The sequence below is a fragment of the Streptomyces sp. NPDC051662 genome (assembly GCF_040681655.1).
Taxonomy (GTDB): domain Bacteria; phylum Actinomycetota; class Actinomycetes; order Streptomycetales; family Streptomycetaceae; genus Streptomyces.
The window spans coordinates 77601-99984 of sequence record NZ_JBFAZD010000024.1; the positions used below are offsets into that span (position 1 = coordinate 77601).

Genomic DNA, 22384 nt, shown 5'->3' on the forward strand with positions numbered 1-22384 from the left:
ACCGTACCCACGGGGCGGGCGGACACCGCTCGCGCCCCGTACGGACCGCGCCAGGGACCGCCAACGCCCTCTCTCGCACGTTCTCTCACACGCTCTCTCGCACGTTCTCTCACACGTCCGCGTATTTGGAGTCGGCCGACGGGTCCAGCGCGAGCCGGTAGCCGCGCTTGACCACGGTGTGGATCAGCTTGGGGGCGCCCAGCGCGGCCCGCAGCCGGGCCATGGCGGTCTCGACGGCGTGTTCGTCACGGCCCGAGCCCGGGAGCGCGCGCAGCAGGTCGGCCCGCGACACCACCCAGCCGGGCCTTCGGGTCAACGCGTGCAGCAGCGCCATTCCCGCGGGCGGCACCGGCCGCAGATCGCCGTCGACCAGGACCGCGTGACCGCGGATCTCGACGCGGTGGCCCGCGACCGGCAGCGTACGGGCGCGCCCCGGCAGCTCCGTACAGAGCACCTGGACGAGCGGCCCGAGCCGGAAGCGCTCGGGCTGGACGGTGTCGATGCCCCGCGCCTGGAGCGGCAGCGCGGTCACGGGCCCGACGCAGGCGGCCAGTACGTCGTGGTGCAGGGCTGCCAGCAGCTCCGGCAGCCGTCCGCGCTCATCGGCGCGCGACAGGAGAGAGGCGGCGGCGGGCGCACTGGTGAAGGTGACGGCGTCCACGGCGCGGGCGACGGTCGCGTCGATGAGCCGGTCGACCGGGGCGAGATCCTCCGGGGGCATCCAGCGGTAGACGGGTACGACGACGACATCGGCGCCCCCGGCCCGTAGCGCCTCCACGAACCCCGGCAGGGGCTCGCCGTGCAGCTGGAGCGCGATCCGGCGGCCCCCGACGCCCTCACCGAGCAGCCGGTCGAGGACCTCGGCCATCGATTCGGAGCTGGGCGACCACGCCTCGGTGAGCCCGGCGGCGCGGATGGCGCCCTTCACCTTGGGGCCGCGGGCGAGCAGTTCGACGCCGCGCAGACAGGAGAGGAGTTCCTCGCCGTGCCCCCATCCGTCGGCGGCGCCGATCCAGCCGCGGAAGCCGATGGCGGTGGTCGCCACGACCACATCGGGCGCCTGGTCGATCAGCTCTTTGGTGGCGGAGAGCAGTTCCGTGTCGTCGGCGAGCTGCACGATCCGCAGGGCGGGGGCGTGGACGACGGCCCCGCCGCGGCGCTTGAGCAGCGCGCCCAGCTCATCGGCGCGCCGGGCGGCGGTGACCCCGATCGTGAAGCCCGCGAGGGGGCCGTGCTGGTGGGCGTCCATGCCTCTCCTCTCGCTCGCTCACCTCGGATGCCGTACGGAAGGCTCATACGGATGAAGCCGCCGAGCCTGTCAAATACGCGTGACAGGCGGGGTCCACGGGCATTTCCGCCGCGTTACGTGACCCGGCCCGCGCATCGTCGCGTATGTGCCTCCGTGCGTGATCGCGTATGTGCCGTCGCCGCTCCGGGGCTCACACCCGCGCGTAACCGAGCCCGGGCTTCACCGCCGCCGGTACGGGTCCGGCAGGAGCCCCGCGAAGGTATACGGCCCAGGTGAGGCAGAAGCAGACGGCGTAGAAGAGCAGGAACGCGACGAACGCCGGGGTGCCGGTGGACGCGGTCTGGAACGACTGCCGGAAGGCGAGGTTGATGGCGAGCCCGCCGAGCGCCCCGACGGCCCCTATCAGCCCCATCGACGCCCCGGAGAGCCGACGTCCGTACGCGGCGGCCGGCTCGCCCGTCATCCCCCGCGCCACCGCCCTGGCGTGGAAGATCCCGGGGATCATCTTGTACGTCGACCCGTTGCCGAGGCCGGTCAGCAGGAAGAGCGCGACGAACCCGACGAGGAAGACGGTCAGCGATCCGGTCACGGACGCGAGGACGACGACACCGGTCGCGCCGGCCATCGCGGCGAAGGTCCACAGCGTGATCCGGGCGCCGCCGTACCGGTCGGCGAGCATGCCCCCGACGGGCCGTACGAGCGATCCGAGCAGCGGCCCGACGAAGGTGACCGAGGCGGCCTGCAGCGGGGTGCGCCCGAACTGGGTCTGGAGCACCAGCCCGAAGGCGAAGCTGTAGCCGATGAACGACCCGAACGTCCCGATGTAGAGCACCGACATGATCCAGGTGTGCCGGTCCCGTATCGCCTCCCGCGCCGCCCCGGTGTCATTGCGGACGGGCGCCAGATTGTCCATGAACAGCGCCGCGCACACCGCGGCGACGACGATCAGCGGGAGATAGACGCCCAGCACGAGCCGCGGATGGGCGGCCCCGGCCGTCCCGATGACCAGCAGCCCGACCAACTGCACGACGGGTACGCCGATGTTCCCGCCGCCCGCGTTGAGCCCCAGCGCCCAGCCCTTCTTCCGCAGCGGGAAGAAGGAGTTGATGTTCGTCATCGAGGAGGCGAAGTTGCCGCCGCCGATGCCGGTGAGCGCCGAGACGACCAGGAAGGTCGTGTACGAGGTCCCCGGCTCCATCACGGCGTACGCGGCGCCCGTCGGCAGGAGCAGCAGCAGGGCGCTGACGATCGTCCAGTTCCGGCCGCCGAACCGGGCGACGGCGAAGGTGTACGGCACCCGCACGAGCGAGCCGACCAGCGTCGCCATGGCGATCAGGAAGAACTTCCCGGCCGGGTCGACGCCGTACTCGGGCCCCATGAACAGGACCATGACCGACCACAGCGTCCAGATGGAGAACCCGATGTGCTCGGAGAGCACGGAGTAGAGCAGATTGCGGCGGGCCGTCCGCTCGCCCGTCGCCCGCCAGAAGTCGGTGTCCTCCGGATCCCACCGCTCGATCCAGCGGCCCCCTTTGCGTGCTGCGGTGGTGGTGGTCGGGGCAGTCATCACGCCTCCACGGAGGGGAATCGAATGGTGATCCCGACCGTAGGGACGCCGCGTTTCGCCCCCGTTCCACGAGGTGACCGGTGCGCAACCTTGCTCTCACCCGCGCGCGGGTTCGGCTGTGAGCGTTCTGGACAGCGAAGACGGCGAAGACAGCGAGGACAGCGAAGACGTCGGCGGGCGGAGAGCCTCCTCGTATAAAGGACTGCGTGGCCCGCGCGTCCGTATGGGATTCTGTACGCGACAAGATCGAACACCGACTGTTCCCGCATGCCAACCCGAACTGGCGTGGTACCACCGCTTGTCGAGTGGACGGCACCCGGAGACGGAGGCGACTGATGGCACGTACGACCACGTCGGGCGGGCGCAAGGACAAGCCGGCCACCCTGGCACTGGTCGCCCAGCGGGCAGGTGTGTCACCCCAGACGGTGTCCAACGCGCTCAACTCCCCCGATCTGCTGGCCCCGGGGACCCTGGAACGGGTCCAGCGCGCGATAGCGGAGCTGGACTACCGCCCGCACCAGGCGGCGCGCTCGCTGCGTACCCGCTCCAGCCGGCTGATCGGGTACGGCGTCCAGGCGTCGCCCGACGGGGTCTCCGGGCCGGTGATGGAACACTTCCTGCACGCCTTCTCGGACTCCGCCAACCAGGCCGGTTACCGCGTCCTGCTCTTCGCCGCGCCCCTGGACCCGGCGGAGGAACCCGACTGCTACGCCGAGCTGTTGCGCGAACAGTCGGTCGACGCGTTCGTCCTGAGCAACACCTACCGCGGTGACCCGCGCCCCGGCTGGCTGCGCAAGCGCGACATCCCCTTCGTGGCCTTCGGCCGCCCCTGGTCGGCCCGTTCGGTCGGCGACTGGGTGGACGTCGACGGCGCCCACGGCACGGCGGCGGCCGTCGATCATCTCGTCGCGCTCGGCCACCGCAGGATCGCCTTCCTCGGCTGGCCGCGCGGCTCGGGCGTCGGCGACGACCGGGCCCGGGGCTGGCGGGAGGCGATGCGCCGGCACGGCCTGTCCGTCCGGGATCTGCGGGTCAACGCGATCGAAGACGTCGACGCCGCGCGCGACGCGGTCGCCCGTCTCTTCCCCGCGGGCACGACGGCGGTCGTCGCGGCCAGCGACACCCTCGCCCTCGGCTGCTACCGCGCGCTGCGCGAGAGCGGCCGGCTGCCCGGCCGCGATGTCGCGGTCGTCGGCTTCGACGACTCCTCCGCCGCCGCCCTGCTCTCCCCCAGCCTGAGCAGCCTCAGGCAGCCCCTGGAAGAGGTCGGCCGCGCCTGCACCCGCATGATCCTGGCCAGAATCGGGGACCCGCGGGGAACCCCGGAACACGTCCTGCTGGCACCGGAGTTAATCGTCCGCGAGAGCTCCGCTCTCCCCGTCGCCCCCTGATCCCCGGACGGGTGATCAGGCGTCGCGGGGGGTGGCGGTGGCGGGGAGCCAGCCGCCGGGGACACGTTCCAGCCACCCCTCATGTGCGGCGAGAGCGTCCGCGGCGGCGCGCAGGGCGTCAACTCCCGGGTGCCGCAGCCCCTTGCGCCACACCAGCGACAGTGGTGACAGAGGTACGGGGTCGACGAGCCGGCGCAGCACCGCCCCCGGCATCTCCGGGAAGTCCACCACGGCGAGTACGGGCGTACGGTGCTTCTCCATCACCCGCCGGAACTCCTCGGCCCCCACCGCCATCGGCGCGGGCGGGGCGAGCGCGATGGAGCGGCCCGCGAAGAGCCGCCGCGCCAGATCCGTCCACTCCAGGGTCCCGGGGTTGCCCGCACCCGCGTACACGCTCTCGCCCGCGAGCGCGTCGAGCGGCACCTCGGCGCGGTCGGCCAGCGGATGGTCGCACGGCAGCAGGACGGCCATTGGCTCGTACCGTACGAGCTGATGGGCGAGGCCGGCGCGGAGGGCGGGCGCCAGGCCGTCGACGTATCCGAAGGAGGCGTCGAGCCGGCCGGCCAGGATCTCGGTGGCGGCGCGGGTCAGCCCGCTCTCGAAGCGGGCCATCAGCTCATGGCGCGGCGCGAGTTCACGCGCCCTCGCCAGTACGCGCCCCGAGACCATGCCCTCGCTGTTGAGATCCACGAGCAGCGGCCGTTCCCCGGCGGCGCGGGCGGTCAGCAGCGCGTCCTGGGCCGCCAGCACGCCCCGGGCGTACGGCAGCAGCCGCTCGCCCTCGGCCGTCAGCGTCACCTGGCGGGTGGTCCTCAAGAACAGCTCGGCCCCCAACTCGCGCTCCAGCCGCCGGATATCGCGGCTGAGCGCCTGCTGGGCGACATACAGCCGGGCGGCGGCCCGGGTGAAGTGCAGTTCCTCGGCGGCGACGACGAAGCCGCGGAGCAGCCGGGGGTCGATGTCTCGGGGCATGCCGCATTCAACAACACACCTGCGTGAATGGCCACTGAGCAGGTGTTGGACCGGGACCGGCCGGTGCCCCGAGGGTGAGGGCATGCCTCATTCCCCCGCACCCGACACTCCCCTGCTCGCCGTCACGGGCGACAGCCTGGTCCTGGCACGGCGGTACGACGCCCGCTTCGCCCCCGAGCCGTCGAGCACACCGGAGCAGCCGGAACGACCCGAGCCGTCGAAACCACCGCGCCCGCCCAGGACGGCGGGCCGCCGCCGCAACCCGTACGCCCGGCTCTTCGCGATCCCCGGAACCCGCGCCTTCACCGCCGGGAATCTGCTCGCCCGGCTCCCGATGGGCATGTTCAGCGTCAGCGCCGTGATCATGATCGCCGGAACGCGTGGCTCGTACGCGCTGGCCGGCGCCGTCACCGCCACCGGCCTCGCGGCCACCGCCCTGGTGGCGCCCCGTACCGCCCGGCTCGTCGACCGCTACGGACAGGCCCGAATCGCCGTCCCCGCCACCGTGATCGCCACGCTCGGCTCGCTCGCGCTGCTCCTGTGCGTACGGTACGACGCGCCGGACTGGACGCTCTTCGCCGCCTACGCCGCGACCGCCACCACCCCCAACACCGGCGGGATGTCCCGCGCCCGCTGGGCCCATCTGCACCGCGAGGCGACCCCGGAGAACGCCGCGGCCCTGCATACCGCCAACTCCTTCGAGCAGGCGGCCGACGAACTCTGCTTCATGCTGGGCCCGGTGCTCGCCGCCTTCCTGTGCACCGCGCTCTTCCCGGAGGCGGGCACGCTGACCGGAGCGATTCTGCTGCTGACCGGCGTACTGATCTTCGCGGCGCAGCGCTCCACCGAGCCGCCCGCCACCGGCCGTACGGACGCGGCGCGCGCCCCGCTCCACTCGCCCGCGCTGGCCGCCCTGCTCGCCGTCTTCCTCGCCACGGGCGCCGTGTTCGGCGCGACGGAGGTCGTCACACTGGCCTTCGCGGACGACCGCGGCCACCAGACGTGGGCGGGCGCGGTGCTCGCGCTCCAGGCCGCCGGGTCGTGCGCCGCGGGTCTGCTGCTCGGCACGCTGCGCCCGGCCCGGCGGCTCGGGCGGCGGCTGGTGCTGTGCGTCGCCGCGATGTCGACGCTGCTGGCCCTGCCCCTGCTCGCGGCCACCGCGGGGGCGTCGGGGTCGCTGCCGCTGCTCGCCTGCGGGCTGCTGATCGCGGGCGCGGCGACCGCCCCGACGATGGTGACGGGCATGACGCTCGTCCAGCGCCTCACCCCGGCGGGCCGGCTCAACGAGGGGATGACGCTGGCCGTCACCGCGCTGCTGGCCGGCATAGCCGCCGGTGCGGCGGCCGGCGGCTGGACCGTGGAGCACACCGACCCGGCCCGCGGCTACGCCCTCCCGCTCGGCGCCGCGCTCCTCGCCCTCCTCATCGCGTCGGCCGGGGCGCGCCGCTTCGGACATGACGAAGGCCCCGCTGCCTGAGGGGCAGCGGGGCCTTCGCCCGCGGTATTCATGGAGACGATATTCGATTGTGCACATGGGAATTGTGGAGATGGCGGGAATCGAACCCGCGTCCAACGGTGCGGAACCAGGGCTTCTCCGAGCGCAGTCCGTTTCGCTTTTCTCGGCCCCGGAGATCACACGGACAAGTCTCCGACGGGCTCAGTCACTGTTTGGTTTCCCTCTGCTCCCCGTGACCGGGCTCAGAGGTTTAGTTCCCTAGTTGATGCCAGGATCCGGGTCGGGAACAGCCCCGGGCTGACACTCCGCAGAGTCTTCGCTAGCTGCTAATTAGGCAGCGAGGGCGAAGGCGGAGGAATCGCGCTTAGAAGTGGCGATTATTGTTTGCGACATATGGTTAACGAGATCATTGCCGCTTCCTCGGCTCGCTTCACCTGCTTCGACATCCGCTGTCGAAACCGATCATCCCCATGTTGTTTTTTCAAGTGCTCATTTTCGAGCGCGCACCCGCTGTGAGGTGCGGGACCCATCTTACGTGACCAACGCGCAACGGTGCCAGCCCATTCCGCCCGGCCGGCCGGAGCGGCCCCGATCAGGACCACCGGCGGGACCCGCTGGACCCCGTGGACCCGTTGGACCGGGTCAGGCCCGCTGACGCCGCTTCGCCGCCGAGATCGCCCGGTCGGTCTCGCGCCGGTCCTGCTTCTCGCGGAGCGTCTGCCGCTTGTCGTACTCCTTCTTGCCCTTCGCCAGCGCGATCTCGACCTTCGCCCGGCCGTCCTTGAAGTACAGCGCGAGGGGCACGATCGTGTGACCCGTCTCCTGCGACTTCGACTCCAGCTTGTCGATCTCGACCCGGTGCATCAGCAGCTTCCGCTTGCGCCGGGCCGCGTGGTTGGTCCAGGTCCCCTGGGTGTACTCGGGCACATGGACGTTGTGCAGCCATGCCTCGTGTCCGTCGATCTGGACAAATCCGTCCACCAGGGAGGCCCGTCCCTGGCGCAGGGACTTCACCTCGGTACCCGTCAGCACGAGACCGCACTCATATGTGTCGATAATGAGGTAGTCGTGCCGCGCCTTCTTGTTCTGCGCGATCAGTTTGCGCCCAGTTTCCTTAGCCATAGTCCCGCCATTTTCTCACCCCGGCGCAACTTCTTTACTCCGCGCTCCCGAGGCCGCTCAGTACCGACCTCGCCCGCTCCTGGGCGTCCTCGCTCACCTGGAGGTCCGGGGTGACGCCCCGGCCGTCCACCCCATGGCCGGCCGGTGTGCGGTACGTACCGACGGTCAGCTCGGCGACGGAGCCGTCGGGAAGCGCGCTCGGCATCTGGACCGAGCCCTTGCCGAAGGTGCGCGAGCCGACGGTGACCGACCGGCCGCGGTCCTGGAGGGCGCCGGTGAGCAGCTCGGCGGCGCTCATCGTGCCGCCGTCCACCAGCACCACCACGGGGCGGCCGGTGTCGCCGCCGGGATCCGCGTACAGCGCGCGCTGCTCGCCCCGTATGTCGTACGTCGCGACCAGACCGCCGTCGAGGAAGGCGGAGGCGGCGGTGACGGCCTCGGCGACCAGACCGCCCGCGTTGCCCCGCAGATCGAGGAGGACACCGGCGCCCTTCGGCGCGGCCCGGACCGCGTCCCGTACCCGCCCGCCCGTCCCCTTGGTGAACGCGTCGACCTTGATCCGCAGCACACCGTCCTCGATCGTGTCGACCGTGACGGATTCGGTGGTGAGCCGGGCGCGGCGCAGGCTCTCCGTCCAGCGGCGGCCGTCCCGCTCAAGACCGAGCACGACCGTGGTACCGACGACGGACGCGCCGTCGCTCTTCCTCCCGCCGCGCAGCAGCGCCATGACGTCCGTGACGGGCCGCTGTCCGATATCGCGGCCGTCGATGTCCCTGATGATGTCGCCGGGCCCGATACCGGCCCGCTGCGCGGGGCCGCCGGGGTGGACCCGGGTGACCTCGACCAGACCGCCGGCGGTACGTCTCGCCCAGAGCCCGACGCCGGTGTACGAACCGTCCAGGGCCCGCTGGAACTCCTCGTACTCGCTCTTGTCGTACACCGAGCCCCAGCGGTCGCCACTGCGGCTGACGACCTCCTCGGCCGCTTCCGTGCCGGACTTCCCGTTGGCCATGGCCTCGGCGGCGGCCCTGGCGACCTCGTCGCGGTCGGCCGTCGACGCCACGGGTCGGGTGTGCACGCGGGGCGGGTCCTCCTCGCCGTACGGCAGGGCGCCCGTCGCCGCGCCGGTGGCGAGCACGCTCACAAAGAGCAATGTCAGGGCCGTCCCGCGGCGGACACCGCGGGACGTTCGGTGCAACTGGTGCAACTCGGAACCCGACATGAGGTTGAGTCTAGGACAACACCGAACGGCAGAACGGTGCTTGTCGACTCCGCGTCAGGGGTGCTTGTCACACCCGGAGGTACTTGCGCAGCGCGACGAAGGCGGCCACGGCGGGCATCAGCAGACCGATCGCGAGCACCAGCGGAAGCTTGGCGAGCACCGCGTCCCAGCCGATGAAGTTGACGAGCTCCATCTTGTCGGCGAGCGCGAGACCGTTGTCGATCAGGAAGTAGCGGCCCGCCAGCAGCATGGCGCAGGCGACCACACCGCCGATCAGTCCGGCGAACGCGGCCTCCATGATGAACGGCATCTGGATATAGAAACTGGAGGCGCCGACGAGTCGCATGATCCCGGTCTCGCGGCGCCGGCTGAACGCTGATACGCGAACGGTGTTCACGATCAGCATCAACGCGATGACCAGCATCAGCGCCATCACACAGAGCGCCGCGATATTCATGCCGTTCATCAGGTCGAAGAGGTTCTGAAGGATGTTCCGCTGGTCCTGGACGGACTCGACGCCGTCCCGGCCCGCGAAGGCCGTCGCGACCACCTTGTACTTCTCGGGGTCCTCCAGCTTCACGCGGAAGGACTCCGGCATCTGGTCCGGAGTGATCGTCGCGGCGAGCGGGGTGTCGCCGTACCGCTCCTTGTAGTGCTTGTACGCCTCGTCGGCCGTCTCGTGGTGGACCGTCTCGACGAGGTCCATCTTCTTCAGATCGGCCTCGATCTGCTGCCTCTGCTGGCTGGTGACCGAGCCCTTCGCGCACTGGGGCGCGGTCGCCGCGTCGTTCTTGTTGCAGAGGAAGATGGAGACATTGACCTTGTCGTACCAGTAGTCCTTCATCACGCTGACCTGCTCGCGCATGAGCAGCGCGCCGCCGAACAGGGCGAGCGAGAGGGCTACGGAGACGATGACCGCGAAGGTCATCGTGAGATTCCGGCGAAGACCGACGCCGATCTCCGACAGGACGAACTGGGCGCGCATGGCGTCCTTTCAGCTTTCGGTACTCAATGCTCGTGCTCGGTGCTCAGTGCTGGTAGCCGTAGACGCCGCGTGCCTGGTCACGCACGAGACGGCCCTTCTCCAGCTCGATCACGCGCTTGCGCATCTGGTCGACGATGTTCTGGTCGTGGGTCGCCATCACGACGGTGGTACCGGTGCGGTTGATGCGGTCCAGCAGCTTCATGATGCCGACGGAGGTCTGCGGGTCGAGGTTGCCGGTCGGTTCGTCCGCGATGAGCAGCATGGGACGGTTGACGAAGGCCCGCGCGATCGCGACGCGCTGCTGCTCACCACCGGAGAGCTCACCGGGCATCCGGTCCTCCTTGCCGCCGAGGCCGACGAGATCGAGGACCTGCGGTACGGACTTGCGGGTCTCGCCGCGGGACTTGCCGATGACCTCCTGCGCGAACGCGACGTTCTGCGCCACGGTCTTGTTCGGCAGCAGCCGGAAGTCCTGGAAGACGGTGCCCAGCTGGCGGCGCATCTGCGGCACCTTCCAGTTGGACAGGCGCGCGAGGTCCTTGCCGAGGACGTGCACCATGCCGTGGCTGGCGCGCTCCTCACGCAGGAGCAGTCTCAGGAAGGTCGACTTTCCGGAACCGGACGAGCCGACGAGGAAGACGAACTCCCCCTTCTCGATCTCAAGGGAGACATCACGCAGAGCGGGGCTGTTCTGTTTCGGATAGGTCTTGGAGACGTTGTCGAATCGGATCACGGGTGCACCACGGTCGGCCGGGAGTAGGTGAGCGAGACCTTACGCGAACCGTGCCGCCGCGCGCAGTCCGCGTCCGTTGTTGGAACACTGCCCGAGGGCGGGCTTGGGGCGATTTATCACGGATGGGGCCGGACCGCCAGCGGTGAGGTCCACCCGGAATCCGGCCGACCGCGCCGAAACGGCCGGGAACTGGCAGAGTGGAGGGGGGAACGGTCGTGTTTCCCGGAGCGTTGGGCGGAGAGACACTGGCTGCGGCTCCGCCGCGCGGTGAGGAGGAATGCGCATGACCTACGACAGACTGGTGTGCGCCAACTGCGCGGGACCCGTCAGCGAGGGCCGCTGCCGCGTGTGCCGCGCCAACAGGGAGCGGCTCCAGCAGCGGGGCCCCCTGGGCGGTCTCAGCCCGGTGGCGCTGCTCACACTGCTGGTGGTGCTCGTGGCCGCGGTGGCGCTGATGGCGGCATATCAGCCCGCGTGACCCCCCGGACCCCCTCGGGCTCACGAATGAGGGGCTCGGGCGCCTGACAGGCGCCCGAGCCCCTCATTTATCCGCTGTAGTGCCGTGTTCAGACGGCCGTACGGCCACCGCCGACCAGACGCGGCAGCATCCGGAAGCCGATACCGCCGGCGATCATGGTCGCGGCGCCGATCAGCAGGAACGTGGTCTCGGCGGCGCCGGTCTCGGCCAGCTCCTCCTTGGCCGCACCCTGCTCGACCGGCTGCGAGCCGACACTGTCGGTGTCGGTGTTGTCGCCACCCGTGGTCGCGCCACCGGTGGAGCCGCCGTCCGTGCCGCCGCCGGTGGTGGAGCCACCGTCCGTGGCGCCACCGTCGGTGGTCCCGCCGTCCGTGGTCCCGCCATCGGTGGTGCCACCGTCGGTCGTGCCACCGTCCGTGGTCCCACCATCGGTGGTCCCGCCGTCCGTGGTGCCGCCGTCCGTCGTACCACCGTCGGTCGTCCCACCATCGGTGGTGCCACCGTCGGTGGTGCCGCCGTCCGTGGTCCCACCGTCGGTGGTGCCGCCGTCCGTCGTACCACCGTCGGTCGTCCCACCGTCCGTGGTGCCACCGTCGGTGGTGCCGCCGTCCGTCGTACCACCGTCGGTCGTCCCACCATCGGTGGTCCCACCGTCGGTCGTCCCACCGTCCGTGGTGCCACCATCGGTCGTCCCGCCCACGGTCGTGCCGACCGTCGCGCCGCCGTCGGTGGTGCCACCGTCCGTGGTGCCACTCGTGGTGTCGTTGCCAATACCCAGGCCGACATCGGCGATCGGAGTGGACACGCCAATACCGACGGCCTGAGCGGCGCCCGCGATGGTCAGTGAGGCACCCGCGGCGATCACCGCGCCGGCCGCCACACGTGCCACGCGGATCCGCGTCTTCTTGGTCATCTGCCTGCTACCCCCAGTAGCTCATTCGTCAGTGGTGCAGCGTCCGGGGCAGCGGCCGCTGGGGGTTCGCGTACTCCGCCCCCGGTCTCACGCGCCCCAGAATTACGCATGCCACGCGCCAGCGTCGCCGGTTTTCATATACGCGTCAAGGTCGTTGCGCGTGCGATGACCGATATCGCGTCAGTTGTCCGGCGTGCGGGGATGCAACTGTGACGTAAAAGGGAACTGCCGCCCTACGAACGGCAGTTCCCTTGTCGACAAAGCGCGAATTTACTTGTCCTGTTGCTTGCGCCAGCGAATTCCGGCTTCCAGGAATCCGTCGATCTCGCCGTCGAGCACACCCTGCGGATTACCGACCTCGAACTCCGTCCGCAGGTCCTTGACCATCTGGTAAGGGTGCAGAACGTAGGAACGCATCTGATTGCCCCAGGAGTTGCCGCCATCGCCCTTGAGCGCGTCCATCCTGGCCTGCTCCTCCTGACGGCGGCGTTCGAGCAGCTTCGCCTGGAGGACGTTCATGGCGCTCGCCTTGTTCTGGATCTGGGAGCGCTCGTTCTGGCAGGAGACCACGATGCCGGTCGGGATATGCGTGATACGGACCGCGGAGTCGGTGGTGTTGACGCCCTGTCCGCCGGGGCCGGAAGCACGGTAGACATCCACGCGCAGCTCGGACTCGTCGATCTCCACATGGTCGCTGGACTCGACGACCGGAAGCACCTCGACACCCGCGAACGAGGTCTGACGGCGGCCCTGATTGTCGAAGGGCGAGATCCGGACAAGGCGGTGGGTGCCCTGCTCCACGGAGAGCGTGCCGTACGCGTAGGGCGCCTTGACGACGAAGATGGTCGACTTGATGCCGGCCTCCTCCGCGTACGACGTCTCGTAGACCTCGGTCGGATAGCCATGCCGCTCGGCCCAGCGCAGATACATCCGCTGGAGCTGCTCGGCGAAGTCGGCGGCGTCCACGCCACCGGCCTCGGCACGGATATTGACGAGCGCCTCGCGCTCGTCGTACTCGCCGGAGAGGAGGGTACGGACCTCCATCTCGTCCAGCGCCTTCTTGACCGACAACAGCTCGGACTCGGCCTCGGCGCGGGTGTCCGCGTCGTCCTCGGCCTCGGCCAGCTCGAAGAGCACTTCCAGGTCGTCGATGCGCCCGCGCAGCGCCTCGGTCTTGCGGACCTCGGCCTGCAGGTGCGAAAGCTTGCTGGTGATCTTCTGCGCCGCCTCGGGATCGTCCCAGAGGGACGGGGCCGCGGCCTGCTCCTCAAGCACGGCGATGTCTGCCCTCAGTTTGTCGAGGTCCAGGACGGCCTCGATCGACCCCATGGTCGAGGAGAGGGACTTCAGCTCTTCGGATACATCGACGACTGCCACGGCACCAGCCTAACCCCTATCTTTTGGGGGCTCGGTTCGCCTCCGAGGCGCTTTATGCCACTGTCGACGGTCGACCGTGCTCGCCCCCTCGTTCCTCGGGGCCCGCGCGCGCTCTCCCTTTCGACAGCGGCGCGCCCTTCGGCTCACTCGCCGCCGGAGAGACGGCACCCGGAACGAATCGGCACCCCGGCCCGGCCGGCATCCCGCGGGGCGGTGTCAGGGGGACGGCGACGATGTCTGTCCGGACTCCCCCGGCGCCGACGCGTCGTCCTCGCTCATCGCGAGCCAGCCGCCCACACCCACCGCGGCCACCAGCAGCACCCCCAGCGCCCCCAGCCTGATCCGGCGCTTCCGCACCGCCTCCGCCTTGTGCCGCGCCGACCCCGGCCGCCGCTGCCCGGGGGACCGCGGCGCCCGCGCCGTACCCCGCGCGCCGCCCGCCAGCTCGTCCGGTCCCGGCACCCGCATGCTCGTATGCGTGTCCCGGTTGGAGTCGGGCACCGCGCCGGGGACAAGCGGAACCGCGCCCCGCCGCCGCGGCTCCTCCGGCGCCGACGGTCCCGGCTCCTCGTAGGGCCGCTCGGCGGGCTCCGTCTCCGGCTCGTCCACGTCCAGCGGCGGGATGCCCGCGAGCGTCGGCAGCTGCTCCCGCAGCCGCGCCGCCAGCTCCGAGGCGCGCAGCCGGGAGGCCGGGGCCTTCGCCAGGCACTGGACGAGCAGCTGCCACAGTTCCTCGGGGATACCGGGCAGCGGTACGACGGTCTCGGTGACATGCCGGCGCAGGACCGCCCCGGGGTGGCCGCCGCCGAACGGGGTGAAGCCGGCGAGCAGCTCGTACAGGACGGTGGCCAGCGCGTAGATGTCGACGGCCGCGCGCGGTGGCAGGCCCTCCACGATCTCGGGGGCGAGATAGTCGGGGGTCCCGATGATCTTGGACGCCTTGGTGCGCCGCGGGGTGTCGATGAGCTTGGCCACACCGAAGTCGGTGAGCAGCGCGGGGTGCGCGCCGCCGGGGCCGAGCGGGCCCTCCATGTCGAGCAGGATGTTCTCGGGCTTGACGTCGCGGTGGACGACCCCGGCGGCGTGCGCGGCGGCGAGCCCGTCGGCGACATCGGCGATGATCGCGACCGCGGCCTCGGGGGCGAGCCGGCGCTCGCGGTCGAGGCGGGTGCGGAGATCCGTACCGCGGACCAGCTCCATGACGAGCGCGAGGTCGTTGCCGTCCACGACGAGGTCACGGACGGCGACCACCCGGGGGTGATCGAGTCCGAGCAGGGCGGTGCGCTCCTGGACGAAGCGTCCGACCAGCTCCTGGTCGGACGCGAGGTCCTCGCGCAACAGCTTGATGGCGACGGGGCCCTCGGGCCCTTCCCCGAGCCACACCGTGCCGGCGCTGCCCCGTCCCAGGATCTGGTGGGCGGTGTACCGGCTGCCGATATTCCGTGCCAAGACTGCTCCCTCAGCGGCTGGCGTTGCCCCTCAAAGTACGCGGGTATCGGGGTGTTCCGTGCCCTGGTCGGGACGGTCACCCACTTCGGCGGGGGGAAAAGGCACGATCCGGGAGATTCGTCCCCGCGCAAAGGCCGTCCACGCCGTACGAGAGCGGTCCCCGCCGCGCCGGGACCGTCAGCGTTCCGGCGCCCGCGTCACCCCTCCCGGAACCGTGTCACTGTCCCGAGATCGTGTCGCTCAGAGTCGAGATCCAGTCCGTCACCGTCGAGATCGCGTCACCGATCGCGGTCCAGTAGCCCTTGCCCTGGGCCACCCAGTCCTGAAGCGGCGTCAGCTCCCAGACGAGCCAGCCCGCGACGAAGAGCAGGACCAGCGTGAACAGACAGCCCTTGAGGCAGCCCAGGCCCGGGATCCGCATCGGATTGGCGCCGCGCTGCCGAGGCTCGCGCTGCTGGCGGGGGGCCGGTGCCTGCGGCTGCTGGGGCGGCGGCTGCGGAGGCGCGTACCGCTGCTGCGGGGCCGGGGCGTACGGCTGTTGCTGCTGCGGGGGCGGCGCGTACCGCTGCTGCGGCTGGTGCTGGGGCGGCTGCGGGGGCCGCTGGTGCACGGGCGGCTGCTGGGGCTGGCGCTGCGGGCGGCGGCGCAGCGGGTCCTGGCTCGGGTCGAGGTACTGGACCTGCGTCTGCTCGTTGCGGTCGCGGGCGGCCCGCATCTGGCCCTGCCAGGGGTGCGGGCCCTCGGGATCCGCCGGTACGGGCGGCATGACCGAGGTCGGGTCGGGGGCGCCGGGGCCGGTCGACGGCAGGACGCTGGTCGCCGCGGCCGGGTCGTAGGAGCCCGCGTTGCTCGGCAGGACCTGCGTCGGGTCGGCCGCGCCCGGCAGCTCGGGCACCGGCGCGGGCGCCGGGTCCGGCGCGAGGAGCGCGCCGACGCCCAGCGCGGCGTCGACCTGCGCGGGCGTGGAGTGCACGCCGACCCCGGCGGCGACGGTCCGCAGTCCGCGGGCCAGGTTCTCGGCGCTCGGCCGCTGGTCGGGATCCTTGCGCAGGCAGCGCTCTATGACCGTCCACAGCGGCTCGGGCACGGTGGTGGGCCGGCGGGGCTCCTCGCTGAGATGGCGGTGGAGCACTTCGAGCGCGGTCGCGCCGGCGAACGGCGGGCGCCCGGTGACCAGCTCGTACAGCAGGATGCCCGCGCCGTAGATGTCGACGGCGGAGGTCTGCGGGCGGCCCTCGGCGGACTCCGGCGCGACATAGGCGGGGGTGCCGACGAACTCGTGCGTGCGGGTCAGCCCCGGGGAGTCCGCGAGGCGCGCGATACCGAAGTCGGTGAGCATCGGGTGCAGCCGCTCGCCGTCGTTCCTGAGCAGCACGTTGGCGGGCTTGAGGTCGCGGTGCACGACGCCGTCGGCGTGGCTGGCGGCGAGCGCGTCCGCGATCTGGGCGGTCAGCAGGGCCGCCGCGACGGGACTGAACGGCCCGTTCTCGCGCAGATAGCGGTGCAGGTCGGGGCCTTCGACCAGATCCATGACGAGCGCCAGGAGATCGCCCTCGACCACCAGGTCGCGGGTGCGCACGATATTGGGGTGGGTGAGGCGGAGCAGTACGGAGCGCTCGCGCAGGAAGCGCATCACGATATCCGCGTCGTTCGCCAGCTCCTCCTTGAGGACCTTGATCGCGACGGTCTCGCCGGGCTGGCCGGCCACGGCCGCCTCGGCGCCCGCGGTCTCTCGCTGACGGGCTCGCCAGACGGTGCCCGTGGCGCCGCGTCCCAGCGGCTCCTCAAGCAGGTACTTGCTGCCTACCGGCCGCACGTCATGCGCTCCCTGCTGGTCGTGGTCAACTCATGCCCCGGCCCCCGCCGGGTCTCCGACCCACTCTAGACGGGCCGGGCAAGTCACCCGCCTGTCCGCTTCCGGTCCCGCTCCCGTCCCGCCCGATCCCGGTCGGATACGGCTTCGAACCCGAGCGGACCCGGCCCGGGTCCGGCCCGATCCCGGTCGGGTTCGAAAGAAAGACGCTCGCATCGTACGGATGGTTGCCGGAGAGCGGGACGGACGACGTCACACCCGGTCCCAAGCCGTCTCGAAGCGGTTCGCAAGCAGGCACTTTTGCGCCAACAGCCGACTATTCAAGATCACTTGTCGCCGGTCCCCGGGCGTGTTGTCAGTGGCAGGTGCGAGGATGCCCCCAGCGCGGGACGTGTGGAGTGGGGATTCACACCGCCCGTGCCGACCTGTACCGGACGACGCGTCCGTGCGCGGTGGGGGGAGATCAGCGGGTATTCCCCTGTCGGGCACCCCGCGCAGAAGGGACCGCTGACGGCGATGCAGATCCGGCTGACCGTCCTCGCGCCGCGCAGCGGCCATGCCGCCGGGCGCGCGTGCGACGTGCTCGTCACCGCCCCGGCGGGGACGGCGCTGGCCGCCGTCGCCTCCGGGCTCGCCACGGCCGTCTCGGGCCCCGACGCCTCCGGCTCCGTCGTCCTGTACGCGGGCAGTGAACGGCTCGACGCCCAGCGCCGCACCCTCGGCGAGCCGCCGCTGATCGACGGCGCGGTGCTCTCCCTCCAGGTCCCCGGCGAGGACGACGCGCCCGCCGACGACGTCCCGGCCCAGCTCCATGTCGTCGCGGGCCCCGACGCGGGCGGGGTGCATCTGCTGCACGGCGGACAGATCAGGATCGGCCGGTCCGCCGAGGCCGATGTGCCGCTCGACGACCCGGACGTCTCCCGGCTGCACTGCGCGGTGACGGTCGGCGAGGACGGCCGGATCTCGGTCGCGGACCTCTGTTCCACGAACGGGACGACGCTGGAGGGCGTCGCGGTGGGCGACCGCCCGGTCCCGCTGCCGCCCGGCGCGCTCCTGCGGCTCGGTGAGTCGGCGCTCCGGCTCACGGTCGGAGACCGGGTGCCCGTACTGCCGACGGCGCCGGACGGCGAGGGCCATCTGCGGATCGCCAGGCCGGGCACGGACGGTCAGGGCTCGCTCCCGTACGACGTGGAGAGCGGCCCGGACGGTGCCGCGTACGGCCCCTCGGGCGCCTCGCCGGGACCGCGGTACGGCGGCGCGCGGCACGAACCGGCCCCGGCCCACGACCCCGCCGTACCGGGCGCCCGTGCCCCGGGGGACGGACCGGGCGAGGAGACCCGGAGCCGTGGCGAGGGCTACCCGCCCCGCGCGTACGGCGGCTCCGTACCCTCCGGCGCGTCGAGCCGGGTCCTGGGGCCGCAGTACGGCAATCCGCCGGGCGCCCCGCGCATGCCGGACGCCCGCAGCGTCGAGACGCACTACGGCAGCCGCCCGACGGGGGGCTCCCCGGACGGGACACACAGCAGGGCGGCGGCGCCGGACCCGGCGTACGGGACGGACCAGGACGCGCGCGGGGCCGACGACGGCCCGCAGTCGCACAGCAGGACCTCCGGTTCGCGGCGGCAGGCCACGCCCACGCGCGGGACGGAGGCCACGGAAGCGCCCGACGCCGCGGCCAGGCGGCGCGGCGGCATAGGCGCCTGGGCCCGGCGGCTCACCGGAAGCCGGGGCGAGGAGCCGCCGGAGTCCGGAGCCGGCCCGCGGCCCGCCGCCGGGACGACGGCGCGCGCCCCCCGCGCGGAGACCTGGCCCGATCCGGCCGCGGTCCTGCTGACGGCGCTCGGTCCCGGCCCCCGGCTGTGGGAGCGGGACAGCCGTCATCCCGAGGCGCTCGCCGTCCGGCTCGGCACGGCCGACCGGGCCTCCTCGGACGGCGGCGGACCGCTGCCCTCCGTGCCGGTCACCGTCGGCCTGCGCGAGGCCGGATCGCTGGGTCTGGCGGGTCCCAGGGAGCGGCTGGCGGGGCTGGCCAGGGCCGTCGTGGCCCAGCTCGCCGCGCTGCACTCACCCGCCGATCTGGAGATCGTGCTGATCAGCACGGACCGTACGAGAAGCCTGGAGGAGCGCCGGCGGGACTGGGGCTGGCTCGGCTGGCTGCCGCATGTACGGCCCGCCCACGGCCAGGACTGCCGGCTGCTGCTCGCCTACGACCGCGAGCAGGCGACGGCCAGGACCGCCGAGCTGACCCGTCGGCTTGACGACGGCCCCATGGGGCCCGGCTGGGCCTCGGCCGACCCGTGGACCATCACGGAGGCCGCCGCCCGCCACGACGGCCCGTACACGGTCGTGATCGTGGACGGCGATCCCGGGACCGCCGCGCTGCGCGAGTCGACGGCGCAGCTGGCCGGCGCGGGCGCCGCCGCGGGTGTCCATGTCATCTGTCTCGCCGAGACGGACGCCGCCTCGCCCCTCTCCCCGATCGCCGCGACCTATGAGATGGCGTGCGCGGCCTCGCTCCCCTTCCGCGAGTGCGGGGCCGTCGCGCTGCTGAGCGGTGATGTGGCGACCGCGCTGCGGCTGCTGCGTACGGCGGTGGGACAGCCCGCCGGGCATGGCACGGTCGCCGTCGTGGACGCGGTCTCCGCGGCCTGGGCGGACCGTTTCGGACGGGCGCTCGCGCCGCTGCGCGCGTCGTCGGGAGGCAGCCGCGGACGGCCCGCGGCGGCGCTCCCGCGCTCCGCCAGACTGCTCGACGAGCTGGGGCTCGCGCGGGCCACCCCGGCGTCCCTGATGGCCCGTTGGGCGTCCGCCGCCGACCGCACCGGCGACTGCGCGGCGGTCCTCGGCGCCGGGCCGCGCGGCCCGGTGAGCGTCGATCTGACCGAAGAGGGCCCGCATCTGCTGATCGAGGGGCCGGCGGGGAGCGGCCGTACGGAGCTGCTGCGCTCCGTCGCCGCCTCGCTGGCCGCCGCGGGCCGCCCCGACCGCCTGGGGCTGCTGCTGGTCGACGGCGCCGGGGGCGAGCGCGGCGAGGGGCTGTCCGTCTGTACGGAACTGCCGCATGTGACCGAGCATTTGATCGCCTCCGACCCGGTCAGGATGCGGCAGTTCGCCCAGGCGCTGGGGGCCGAGCTGAAGCGGCGGGCCGAGCTGCTTGGGCGGCTGGACTTCACGGAGTGGCACAGCAGGCACGAGGTGGCCGAGCGGATAGTCGGCCAGCGCTCGCCGAGCGCCGCCGAGCAACGGGCGGGCAGACGCGGCGAGTCCCGCCCCGACCCACGCGGAACGGACCAGCGCGGAACGGACCCGCGCGGAACCGACCAGCGCGGAACCGACCCGCGCTCAACCGACCCGCGCGCGACCGATCAGCACGGTACGGACCCGCACCGCCCCGACCCGTACCGGACCGACCCGCACCGCGGCGTTCCGGACACGCACGCGAGCGGCACGCTCCGGCTCAGGACCACCTCGGCCCGTACGGAACAGCCGCAGACGCGGCAGCGGTCCCAGGACCCCGCGCCCCTCCCCCGGCTCGTCGTGCTGGTCGACGACTTCGACGCCCTGGTCGCGCCCGCGCTCGGCAGCCCCGGACGGCCCGCGGCCGGTTCGGTCGTACGGGCCCTGGAGGCCGTGGCCAGGGAGGGCGAGCGGCTCGGCGTCCATCTGGTGGCCGCCTCGGCCCGCCCCGACCGTACGGTCGACACGGAGCTGGCCCAGGGCGCGCGGCTGCGGGTCGTGCTGGACGCGCCGCCCGTCGCGCCCTCCCCGGACGACCCGGCGCCCGGCCGTGGCCGGCTCGGGCACCCGGACGGCCGGGTCACGCCGTTCCAGGGCGGCCGGGTCACCGGCCGTATCCCGCGCACGGCGACGCTACGGCCCACGGTCGTGCCCCTGGAGTGGGAGCGGATGGGCGATCCGCCGGCCCGCCGGCCGGTCCGGGAGCTGGGCAACGGCCCGACGGATCTGGCGTTGCTCGCGAGCGCTCTCGAACGGGCCGCCCGATCCGTCAATGCCGTACCTGTCGCACCACTGACCCCGGCTCACCCCTGAAGGTCCCCGGACAGGGCATACGTCCGTCGTGGCACGTCACGAGCCCATCACGATCACCGGCCCTACACCAGGATCGCTATTGCGGCACCCGGTCACGCGGCGTAGGACTGTCCGCACGGGACGAGTGCAGCGTTGCCACGTCACGGCCGCGTCGCCGGTCCCGCATGCGTAGATCCGTACGCACACGGGAGAAGAGACGGGGCAGTGATGCGCACAACTCGTAGAGCACGTAAGGCTCTTGGGACCGGCAGGAACGGGCTCGGCACGCGCCGGGCGGCCGTGGCGATCGTCGCCGTCGGCGCCGTGGCCCTCAGCGGCTGCAGTGGCGATTCGAGCGACGACAAGGACACGGGCGACAGCGCGAGCAAGGCGCCCGCGGCCACGGTCCAACTGCCCAAGCTGGACGGCGAGAAGATCCAGGTCGCGGCCGTGTGGACCGGCCCCGAACAGGAGAACTTCACCAAGGTCCTCAGCGAGTTCGAGAAGCGCACGGGCGCGACGGTCACCTTCGTTCCCGCCCAGGACCCGATCGTCAACTTCCTCGGGACGAAGATAGCCGGTGGCAGCCCGCCGGATGTCGCGATGCTGCCGCAGGTCGGCGCCATTCAGCAGGCCGTGGAGAAGAAGTGGGCCAAGCCCGCCGGCGCGGAGGCCAAGGCCCAGCTCGCGAAGAACTACGGCAAGGGCTGGCAGGACCTCGGCGCGGTGGACGGCACGCAGTACGGCGTGTACTTCAAGGCCGCCAACAAGTCGCTGGTCTGGTACAACAACGCCGCGTTCGAGAACGCGGGCGCCGTGGCCCCCAAGACCTGGCAGGACCTGCTGAAGACGGCCGAGACGATCTCGGCCTCGGGTGTCACCCCGGTCTCGGTCGCGGGCGCGGACGGCTGGACGCTCACCGACTGGTTCGAGAACATCTATCTCTCCCAGGCGGGCCCGGAGAAGTACGACCAGCTCGCCAAGCACGAGATCAAGTGGACCGACGGCTCCGTGAAGGACGCGCTCACCACGCTCGGCCAGCTCTTCGGCAAGCCGAACCTGATCGCGGGCGGTACGGACGGCGCGCTCCAGACGGAGTTCCCCGCGTCCGTCACCCAGACCTTCACCGGGGGCGACCAGCCCAAGGGCGCGATGGTCTTCGAGGGTGACTTCGTCGGCGTCAACATCGGCCAGACCGAGGCGAAGATCGGTACGGACGCGAAGGTCTTCCCGTTCCCCGCGGTGGGCCCCGACGCCCCGGTGGTGACCGGCGGTGACGCGGCCGTGGCGCTCAAGGACACCAAGGGCGCGCAGGCGCTGCTGACCTTCCTGGCGTCCACGGACGCCGCGAAGATCTGGGCGGAGGCGGGCGGTTTCGTCTCGCCGAACAAGTCCCTGGACCCCGCCGCGTATCCGAACGACGTCCAGCGCGACATCGCCAAGGCGCTGATCGCCGCGGGCGACAGCTTCCGCTTCGACATGTCGGACCAGATGCCGCAGTCGTTCGGCGGTACCCCGGGTGCGGGCGAGTGGAAGGCGCTCCAGGACTTCCTGAAGAACCCGAAGAACGTCGCGGCGATCCAGCAGCAGCTGGAGACGGCCGCGGCCAAGGCGTACACGAGCTGACG

The 22384-nt window shown here is 72.0% G+C and carries 16 protein-coding genes and 1 other RNA gene; 5 read left to right on the forward strand and 12 right to left on the reverse strand.

Features of this window, described 5'->3' with window-relative positions; all coding sequences use genetic code 11:
- Positions 1 to 109: 109 nt before the first annotated feature.
- Both AB0M67_RS31600 and AB0M67_RS31605 read right to left on the reverse strand, forming a co-directional pair.
- On the reverse strand, positions 110 to 1249 hold the full coding sequence (locus tag AB0M67_RS31600; RefSeq protein WP_365750967.1) for a uroporphyrinogen-III synthase: 1140 nt from the start codon (positions 1247 to 1249) through the stop codon (positions 110 to 112).
- Between the two features lie 190 nt (positions 1250 to 1439).
- A complete protein-coding gene (locus tag AB0M67_RS31605; protein WP_365750968.1) occupies positions 1440 to 2816 on the reverse strand; it encodes a nitrate/nitrite transporter in 1377 nt (458 codons plus the stop codon).
- 335 nt (positions 2817 to 3151) lie between these two features.
- Between AB0M67_RS31605 and AB0M67_RS31610 the strand changes: the two genes are divergently transcribed.
- On the forward strand, positions 3152 to 4207 hold the full coding sequence (locus tag AB0M67_RS31610) for a LacI family DNA-binding transcriptional regulator (RefSeq protein ID WP_365750969.1): 1056 nt from the start codon (positions 3152 to 3154) through the stop codon (positions 4205 to 4207).
- 15 nt (positions 4208 to 4222) lie between these two features.
- Here AB0M67_RS31610 and AB0M67_RS31615 read toward each other — a convergent pair whose 3' ends face one another.
- Entirely contained in the window at positions 4223 to 5179 is a 957-nt protein-coding gene (locus AB0M67_RS31615; protein ID WP_365750970.1) for a LysR family transcriptional regulator, read from the reverse strand.
- Positions 5180 to 5261: 82 nt separating this feature from the next.
- On the opposite strand from AB0M67_RS31615, the gene AB0M67_RS31620 reads away from it, so the two are divergent.
- The gene (locus AB0M67_RS31620; RefSeq protein ID WP_365750971.1) at positions 5262 to 6656 is read left to right on the forward strand and encodes an MFS transporter; all 1395 of its coding nucleotides are present in this window, start codon (positions 5262 to 5264) and stop codon (positions 6654 to 6656) included.
- A gap of 62 nt (positions 6657 to 6718) precedes the next feature.
- Here AB0M67_RS31620 and ssrA read toward each other — a convergent pair.
- The 5 genes from ssrA to ftsE form a co-directional block, all read right to left on the reverse strand.
- Positions 6719 to 7105: a transfer-messenger RNA gene (gene ssrA / locus AB0M67_RS31625) on the reverse strand.
- 172 nt (positions 7106 to 7277) lie between these two features.
- A complete protein-coding gene (gene smpB / locus AB0M67_RS31630; RefSeq protein WP_365750972.1) occupies positions 7278 to 7757 on the reverse strand; it encodes an SsrA-binding protein SmpB in 480 nt (159 codons plus the stop codon).
- Positions 7758 to 7791: 34 nt separating this feature from the next.
- Positions 7792 to 8979 (reverse strand): S41 family peptidase, encoded by a 1188-nt coding sequence (locus AB0M67_RS31635; protein WP_365750973.1) that lies wholly within the window; start codon positions 8977 to 8979, stop codon positions 7792 to 7794.
- 67 nt (positions 8980 to 9046) lie between these two features.
- Complete coding sequence (gene ftsX, locus AB0M67_RS31640) at positions 9047 to 9964, reverse strand: permease-like cell division protein FtsX (protein WP_351397525.1); 918 nt, start codon at positions 9962 to 9964, stop codon at positions 9047 to 9049.
- Between the two features lie 43 nt (positions 9965 to 10007).
- Complete coding sequence (gene ftsE, locus AB0M67_RS31645) at positions 10008 to 10697, reverse strand: cell division ATP-binding protein FtsE (RefSeq protein ID WP_030355142.1); 690 nt, start codon at positions 10695 to 10697, stop codon at positions 10008 to 10010.
- A 283-nt stretch (positions 10698 to 10980) separates the two neighbouring features.
- On the opposite strand from ftsE, the gene AB0M67_RS31650 reads away from it, so the two are divergent.
- Positions 10981 to 11175, forward strand: coding sequence for a hypothetical protein (locus tag AB0M67_RS31650; RefSeq protein ID WP_365750974.1), 195 nt, complete (start codon positions 10981 to 10983; stop codon positions 11173 to 11175).
- 88 nt (positions 11176 to 11263) lie between these two features.
- Here the strand turns inward: AB0M67_RS31650 and AB0M67_RS31655 are convergent, their stop codons facing one another.
- The 4 genes from AB0M67_RS31655 to AB0M67_RS31670 form a co-directional block, all read right to left on the reverse strand.
- Positions 11264 to 12088 (reverse strand): hypothetical protein, encoded by an 825-nt coding sequence (locus AB0M67_RS31655; protein ID WP_365750975.1) that lies wholly within the window; start codon positions 12086 to 12088, stop codon positions 11264 to 11266.
- Between the two features lie 270 nt (positions 12089 to 12358).
- On the reverse strand, positions 12359 to 13465 hold the full coding sequence (prfB, locus tag AB0M67_RS31660; protein WP_030355145.1) for a peptide chain release factor 2: 1107 nt from the start codon (positions 13463 to 13465) through the stop codon (positions 12359 to 12361).
- A 216-nt stretch (positions 13466 to 13681) separates the two neighbouring features.
- Positions 13682 to 14914 (reverse strand): protein kinase, encoded by a 1233-nt coding sequence (locus AB0M67_RS31665; RefSeq protein ID WP_365750976.1) that lies wholly within the window; start codon positions 14912 to 14914, stop codon positions 13682 to 13684.
- A gap of 217 nt (positions 14915 to 15131) precedes the next feature.
- Entirely contained in the window at positions 15132 to 16730 is a 1599-nt protein-coding gene (locus tag AB0M67_RS31670; RefSeq protein ID WP_365750977.1) for a serine/threonine-protein kinase, read from the reverse strand.
- 513 nt (positions 16731 to 17243) lie between these two features.
- On the opposite strand from AB0M67_RS31670, the gene AB0M67_RS31675 reads away from it, so the two are divergent.
- Both AB0M67_RS31675 and AB0M67_RS31680 read left to right on the forward strand, forming a co-directional pair.
- Entirely contained in the window at positions 17244 to 20777 is a 3534-nt protein-coding gene (locus AB0M67_RS31675) for an FHA domain-containing protein (protein ID WP_365750978.1), read from the forward strand.
- A 207-nt stretch (positions 20778 to 20984) separates the two neighbouring features.
- Positions 20985 to 22382 (forward strand): ABC transporter substrate-binding protein, encoded by a 1398-nt coding sequence (locus AB0M67_RS31680; protein WP_365750979.1) that lies wholly within the window; start codon positions 20985 to 20987, stop codon positions 22380 to 22382.
- The last annotated feature ends 2 nt before the right edge of the window (positions 22383 to 22384 follow it).